This is a genomic window from Bacillus sp. 05T22, from assembly GCF_056396765.1.
Genome location: NZ_JBFTMC010000205.1, coordinates 1 through 3,262 on the forward strand (window position 1 = coordinate 1; position 3,262 = coordinate 3,262).

The 3,262-nt window shown below is 31.0% G+C and carries 2 protein-coding genes and 2 pseudogenes; 1 reads left to right on the top strand and 3 read right to left on the bottom strand.

Translation table 11 applies throughout. The features are described from left to right. Window positions 1-157: pseudogene (locus AC1DIT_RS27635) on the bottom strand (IS6 family transposase); the annotation flags it as partial. Between the two features lie 608 nt (window positions 158-765). Continuing rightward, window positions 766-1,746, bottom strand: coding sequence for a HEPN domain-containing protein (locus AC1DIT_RS27640; protein ID WP_016113462.1), 981 nt, complete (start codon window positions 1,744-1,746; stop codon window positions 766-768). Window positions 1,747-2,097: 351 nt separating this feature from the next. Here AC1DIT_RS27640 and AC1DIT_RS27645 point away from each other — a divergent pair, with 351 nt between their 5' ends. Continuing rightward, window positions 2,098-2,976: an Rpn family recombination-promoting nuclease/putative transposase gene (locus AC1DIT_RS27645; protein WP_016113461.1), complete on the top strand. Its 879-nt coding sequence runs from the start codon at window positions 2,098-2,100 to the stop codon at window positions 2,974-2,976. A 149-nt stretch (window positions 2,977-3,125) separates the two neighbouring features. Here the strand turns inward: AC1DIT_RS27645 and AC1DIT_RS27650 are convergent. Next, window positions 3,126-3,262: pseudogene (locus tag AC1DIT_RS27650) on the bottom strand (IS6 family transposase); the annotation flags it as partial.

Below are 3,262 nucleotides of genomic sequence, written 5' to 3' on the forward strand. Positions count from 1 at the left end.
CATGAACCCATCGCATGATAGTTGTTGGGTGAACTGAAATACCACGTTCTTTCAGGATTTCAGATACATCGCGATAACTTAAAGAAAAACGGCAGTAGTAGCCGACAGCTACTACAATAATATCTTTCTTGAATTGTTTTCCTTTAAAATATCTCATGTCTGATTCTCCTAGATCCTGTTTTCTAGAGTGTAGCTTCATGTAGGAAACTTTGCAACAGAACCCTTGTTTTTATTGGTTCTGATGCAAACCTCGAATGTTGTCAAAATATACACAAAAATATGAGGGTAATTACGAACGTTCAATCTTTACAAAGTATAAAAATACGGATTTTTATATTGATTTCCGAATAACTCATTCTCATGAGAATATAACATTCATGTTGGATTATCGACGTAATCATTTTTGCACCAGAACCTATTTTAATCCTATTGTTAATTCGTACATTTTTTCCTCCTATAACATATTGTTTAAATATTAAATATTGAACAATCGCTTAAAATAATCTCATTTTCATATTCAATTTTGCAACAGTTTTTTTAACAGCTCAAACCAATAATAATGTATTCTAACTACCAGTGAATAAAAAGTAAAACTAAGTTGATGATTTTTTATAATTTGTAAAACTGACCATTAATTATCCATACAAAAAACCAGTGATATCAGTACATGTGTATGATATCACTGGTTTTTATGAGTTTAACATTTTGTATCTTTTGTAAAACTCATTTTTATTGCAAATTCCATCATTATATGAACTTCGTGTTTTATTGATGCTCTCCTAGTATTAATTCGGTAAACCAAGATTCATAATCATCATTTTTCATATTAAATATGTTATAGTAACCTTCTTCATTTAAGTAACCATTAAATATCTTTCTAATGGCAGCATCGATTTCTATTGCAATCTTTTGCATTTCTTCTTTTGTTTTTTTTATTGGTTGTCCATGTACAGTCTTAGAGCGAATATCATACGCATTTTTTGCCAACTTAAAGTATTTTTTACGTTCTGCAAGATTATCACCTACGTAATAGGCAAATCGTTCAGATACTTTATGAGATAATCCAGAATTATCTGAAGTGAGTAGACACTCAAGAATAGAACAATAATACATTATTTTAATTGGTAAAGATGTTGCACCACGTGCTATTAATAAGAAGTATCGTGCCCTATCAATTCTTTCTTTATCTTTAGTAAGGGGATTTTTACTAGGCATTTGCAAGCTTTCTTCTTTATCCCAATTTTCTACTGGATTATGACTGTAATATAATAATGTTTTTTCAATTTCTTCTGTAGAAAACGAAGTTTCATAAAATTCACAGGAAGCTGTTGTAGGAACTAAATTTAATGAACAACTTATTACAGCTTGATTTAAAGGGAAATTATCATCGTATAAATGTAAATAACCAGTTCTAACATGTACTGTATTATCTTTTGTTAGCCATAAACAATTTGCAAAATACTGAGCTTTTCTTAATAAAAAATCTAAACAATTATGGTAAGAGGATTCATGAGTTAAATTACCTTTTAAATCCTCTATTTTTCCTACAGCATACATATATACACTGTTCTCTAATTCTCTATATTCAATTTCACCAATTTCCCCTCTGAAAAAGCGATTATCAAAATACTTTTTAAAATTTTCACTTCCATTCGATATTCTAGTCCTTCCACTGATTACTTTTCCTTTAGCATATACTGAATCAAGGGACATATTGTGTAATTTAGTAACAAAAAGATAATTCATTCGAATTCCTCCATATTTTATATATCATAATTACTATTACGTTAGTAAATACCCCAAACCCTTTAGATTGAATATTCATATAATTTTAATGTAAGTTCCAAAAAGTACACCTTTTGGGATTACGCAAATTAATGCAAACATAGCATTCCAAAACATCAAAAATATTTTTAGAAACGTTCTTAAAATATCAATACCTTTCGGTACATGCTTGCTTTTCCTCTAAAAAATAACCTGTTTGTAAAGGTATACATTTATAAACAGATGTATACTTGAAATACAGAAGCATTTGCATATGCAAGGGACTATCTTATAAAATACAGTTAAGAAAAGAAAGACAGGGAGAGGAAACCCATGTCCACAAAATTAGTAAATTTACGAATTGATTTTGCTTTTAAACAGTTATTTGGAACAAAGGGGAATGAAGAAATCTTAATTGGATTTCTAAACGCTATCTTAGAAGAATCTTTAGATACACCTATTTCATCACTACAATTGGAAGACCCACATCTCCATAAGTCTTATGAAGATGATAAGTTATCCATACTAGACTTATTAGCAACACTCGACAATGGAACGCAAGTGAATATTGAGATTCAACTCCGAAATACACATGATATGGTAAAACGCTCTTTATACTATTGGAGTAAGCTCTATACATCCCAAATGCAAGAAGGGATGCCATATCGTTCACTTCGGAAAACAATTACCATTAACTTATTAGATTTCATATTATTTTCTTATGAAGATTCATTTCACACCATCGGACAATTATGGAATTCGAAAACACAACAGGTTTTAAGTGACGATATTGAAATCCATTTTGTAGAGATTCCAAAATTAGTGAAACAATGGCGTGAAGAAAAAGTAAATCCATGGGAAAATACATTTGTCCGTTGGATGTTATTGTTACCAGCCCATGAAGATGAACACTTAACTCAGACATTGGAGGAGATTGCGATGAATCAAGATCCAATTTTACAAAAGGCAATGCATAAATGGGAAAATATGAGCCATGATTCTTCTTTCCGAACAGCTTATGAAGCTCGTGAGAAAGTACTTCTAGATGAACAAGCTAAAATAGCTCATGCTCATGAGGAAGGTAAAGAAGAAGGTAAATTAGCTGAGCGTGCACAATTAATTCGTGGTATGCATAAAAATGGAATGCCGTTAGAAGATATTGCAAAGTTTACCGGTCTAAGCACAGAAGAAATACAAAAAATACTATTATAATATGTATCATTATAAAAGCTTTGCGAAAGATCTCGCAAAGCTTTTGATTATTGCACTCGCATTCTTGTACTCTGTATTGTCTGTGCGGTTCTGGTGCAAAGATAAAATAAAAGAGAATATAGCTCATATATTTCTAGCGGAATTCTATTTTATGCTGTAATCCCAAACAATCGATGGATGAATTCTTTCTGGTTTTGGACAGACTGATCCCGTAAATCAATCTGTTCTTTTTTTACCATATGCATAGCTTCTATTCCAGAAATAATGGATGTAGCTGTGTGAAAGG